The sequence below is a fragment of the Streptomyces sp. NPDC051104 genome (assembly GCF_040682835.1).
GTDB classification, from domain to species: Bacteria; Actinomycetota; Actinomycetes; order Streptomycetales; family Streptomycetaceae; genus Streptomyces; species Streptomyces cynarae.
In genome coordinates, this window is the sequence record NZ_JBFBBS010000102.1 from 1 (window position 1) to 4,007 (window position 4,007).

At 70.9% G+C, this 4,007-nt stretch carries 4 protein-coding genes; all 4 read left to right on the forward strand.

All coding sequences use genetic code 11. The features are described from left to right. The coding region (locus AB0N14_RS39590) for a DnaJ C-terminal domain-containing protein (protein WP_366030533.1) at window positions 1-591 on the forward strand (591 nt) is incomplete at its 5' end. After that, window positions 588-995: a chaperone modulator CbpM gene (locus AB0N14_RS39595; protein WP_366030534.1), complete on the forward strand. Its 408-nt coding sequence runs from the start codon at window positions 588-590 to the stop codon at window positions 993-995. The genes AB0N14_RS39590 and AB0N14_RS39595, both read left to right, overlap by 4 nt. Continuing rightward, the gene (clpB, locus tag AB0N14_RS39600; RefSeq protein WP_366030535.1) at window positions 986-3,625 is read left to right on the forward strand and encodes an ATP-dependent chaperone ClpB; all 2,640 of its coding nucleotides are present in this window, start codon (window positions 986-988) and stop codon (window positions 3,623-3,625) included. The genes AB0N14_RS39595 and clpB overlap by 10 nt, the downstream gene beginning before the upstream one ends. Beyond that, a partial coding sequence (trxA, locus tag AB0N14_RS39605; RefSeq protein WP_366030536.1) for a thioredoxin occupies window positions 3,622-4,007 on the forward strand: 386 nt, incomplete at its 3' end. The genes clpB and trxA, both read left to right, overlap by 4 nt.

Genomic DNA, 4,007 nt, shown 5'->3' on the forward strand with positions numbered 1-4,007 from the left:
GACCTGCTCGGCTCGCTCTTCGGAGCAGGCGGCGCCCCCGCCGGTGTACCGGGAGCCGACCAGGAGGCCGAACTGCCGCTCAGCGTCGAGGAGGCGTACCGGGGCGGCCGTCGCACCGTCACGCTCGCCGGTCCCACCGGGCAGCCGCGGCGGTACGAGGTCGAGGTGCCGCCGGGCGTCGTCGACGGGCAGCGCATCCGGCTGGCGGGCGAGGGCGGCCGCGGCAGTGGCGACGCCCCCGCGGGGGATCTGTACCTGCGGGTGCGGATCCAGCCCCACCCCCGGTTCCGCCTCGACGGCCGCGACGTGCACGTTCAGGTCCCGGTCGCCCCCTGGGAGGCCGCGCTGGGTGCGACCGTGCCGGTGCCCACCCCCGGCGGCGGCACGGCCAAGGTGACTGTGCCCGCGGGCTCGTCCAGCGGCCGGCGGCTGCGGCTGCGCGGCGAGGGCATGCCGGGACCGCGCGGCGCGAACGGCGACCTGTATGCCGAGCTGCGGATCGTGGTGCCGCCCAAGCTCAGCGACCGGGAGCGCGAACTGTTCGAGGAGCTCGCCGCCGTCTCCTCGTTCGACCCCAGGAGGACGCGATGAACGACCGACCCGCGGGAGCGGCAGGCATCGGCCGGGCCGGCGTGGGCGAACGTCCAGTACGAACGGGCGCCGACGTCACCGCCTCGACGGCTGTCCGGTACGCGCTCGTGCCCGCCCCCAGGCTCTCCCTGGACGCCGTGGCCCGTCGCTCGGGCCTCCACCCTGATCTGATCCGCCGGTTCGTCGCTCTGGGCCTGGTCGACGTCGAGCGCGACGCCTCCGGAGGGCTGGTGTTCGAACCGACGGCCCCGGCGGTCCTCGCCCGCATCCAGCGGCTGCGCACCGGACTGTGCCTCAACTACGCATCCATCGGCCTGGTGCTCGATCTGCTGGACCGCATCAGCCTGCTCGAAGCCGCGCTGCGCCGCGCCGGTACGAGGAGTGACATACCGCCATGGACATGAACCGTCTCACCCAGAAGTCCCAGGAAGGCCTCCAGGAGGCGCAGACCGCGGCCGTCCGCATGGGGCAGACCGAGGTCGACGGAGAACACCTGCTGCTCGCTCTTCTCGATCAGGAGGACGGTCTGATCCCGCGGTTGCTGCAACAGGCCGGCACCGAGCCGAGGGAACTGCGTGCGGCCGTGCGCGAGGAGCTCTCCCGCCGCCCGAAGGTCACCGGCCCCGGCGCGGCACCCGGGCAGGTGTTCGTCACCCAGCGCCTGTCCCGCCTGCTCGATGCCGCCGAACGGGAGGCCAAACGCCTCAAGGACGAGTACGTGTCCGTGGAGCACCTCCTGCTTGCCCTGGCCGAGGAGGGCTCGGCGACCGCCGCCGGACGCCTGCTCAAGGAGCACGGCATCACCACGGACTCGTTCCTGAGCGCGCTCACCCAGGTCCGCGGCAACCAGCGCGTCACCTCCGCCAACCCCGAAGTGGCCTACGAGGCGCTGGAGAAGTACGGCCGCGACCTCGTCGCCGAGGCCCGCTCCGGGCGGCTGGACCCGGTCATCGGCCGGGACGCGGAGATCCGCCGCGTCACCCAGATCCTCAGCCGCAAGACGAAGAACAACCCCGTCCTCATCGGCGACCCCGGCGTCGGCAAGACCGCCATCGTCGAGGGCCTGGCCCAGCGCATCGTCCGCGGCGACGTCCCCGAGGGCCTGCGCGACAAGACGGTGTTCGCTCTCGACATGGGCTCCCTGGTCGCCGGGGCCAAATACCGCGGTGAGTTCGAGGAACGCCTCAAGGCCGTGCTGTCCGAGGTGAAGGCCGCCCAGGGGCGCATCCTGCTCTTCGTCGACGAACTGCACACCGTCGTCGGCGCGGGCGCCGCCGAGGGGGCCATGGACGCGGGCAACATGCTCAAGCCGATGCTGGCCCGCGGCGAACTCCACATGATCGGCGCCACCACCCTCGACGAGTACCGCAAGCACATCGAGAAGGACGCCGCCCTCGAACGCCGCTTCCAGCAGGTCCTGGTCGACGAACCCAGCGTGGAGGACACCATCTCCATCCTGCGCGGACTGCGCGAACGCCTGGAGGTCTTCCACGGCGTGAAGATCCAGGACACCGCGCTGGTCTCCGCGGCCACCCTCAGCCACCGCTACATCACCGACCGGTTCCTGCCCGACAAGGCCATCGACCTCGTCGACGAAGCCTGCGCCCGACTGCGTACCGAGATCGACTCGATGCCCGCAGAACTCGATGAGATCACCCGCCGCGTCACCCGCCTGGAGATCGAGGAGGCGGCCCTGTCCAAGGAGACCGACCCCGCCAGCAAAGCCCGCCTGGAGGAACTGCGCAGGGAACTGGCCGACCTGCGCGCCGAGGCCGACGCCAAACACGCCCAGTGGGAGGCCGAACGGCAGGCCATCCGCCGCGTGCAGGAACTGCGCCAGGAACTGGAGAAGGTCCGCCACGAGGCGGAGGAGGCCGAACGCGCCTACGACCTCAACCGCGCCGCCGAACTCCGCTACGGCCGCCTGCAGGACCTGGAACGCCGGCTCGCCGCGGAGGAGGAGCAGCTGGCCGCCAAACAAGGGCAGAACCGGCTGCTGCGCGAGGTCGTCACCGAGGAGGAGATCGCCGAGATCGTCGCCGCCTGGACCGGCATCCCCGTCGCCCGCCTGAAGGAGGGCGAACGCGAGAAACTGCTGCGCCTGGACGAGATCCTGCGCGAGCGCGTCATCGGCCAGGACGAGGCCGTCAAGCTCGTCGCCGACGCCATCATCCGCGCCCGCTCCGGCATCCGCGACCCGCGCCGCCCCATCGGCTCGTTCATCTTCCTCGGCCCCACCGGCGTCGGGAAGACCGAGCTGGCCAAGACCCTCGCGGCGGCCCTGTTCGACTCCGAGGAGAACATGGTCCGCCTCGACATGAGCGAGTACCAGGAACGGCACACCGTCAGCCGGCTCATGGGCGCACCGCCCGGATACGTCGGCTACGAGGAAGGCGGCCAGCTCACCGAGGCCGTACGCCGCAAGCCGTACTCGGTCGTGCTGTTCGACGAGATCGAGAAGGCCCACACCGACGTCTTCAACACCCTGCTGCAGATCCTCGACGACGGCCGCATCACCGATGCCCAGGGCCGCACCGTCGACTTCCGCAACACCGTGATCATCATGACGTCCAACATCGGCTCCGAGCACCTCCTGGACGGCGCCACCGCCGAGGGTGAAATCAAGCCGGACGCCCGCGCCCTGGTGATGGGCGAGCTGCGCGGGCACTTCCGCCCGGAGTTCCTCAACCGCGTCGACGACATCGTGCTGTTCAAGCCGCTCGGTGAGCGGCAGATCGAGCGGATCGTGGAGCTGCAGTTCGACGAGCTGCGCCGCCGGCTCGCCGAACGCCGCATCACCGTCGAACTCACCGACACCGCCCGGAAGGTGATCTCCCACCAGGGCTACGACCCGGTCTACGGGGCCCGGCCGCTGCGGCGTTACATCTCCCACGAGGTCGAGACACTGGTCGGGCGCGCCCTGCTGCGCGGCGACGTCCAGGACGGCGCGACAGTGCGCATCGACGCCGAGCACGGAGAGCTGGTGGTCACCTACAACCAGCCGGAGTCGGCGGAGAAAGCGAGGGCGGCATGAACACGATGCAGGCGGCGACCGTCAGATGCCCGAACTGCGGGCGCAACAACCGGATTCCCGTGGCCGCGAAGGGACGCCCCAAATGCGGCCACTGCAAGCAACCCCTACCGTGGATCGTCGACGCGGGCGACGACGACTTCGCCGAGGTCGCCGAGCGGACCGACGTCCCCGTCGTGGTCGACCTGTGGGCCACCTGGTGCGGCCCCTGCCGCATGGTCAGCCCGGCGCTGGAGCAGGTGGCCACCGACCTCGCCGGACGGATCAAACTCGTCAAGGTCGACGTCGACAAGAACCCGCGGCTGTCGCAGCGTTTCGAGGTACAGGCGGTGCCGACCCTGCTCGTCCTCGACAAGGGAAGGACCGTCGCCCAGCAGGCCGGCGC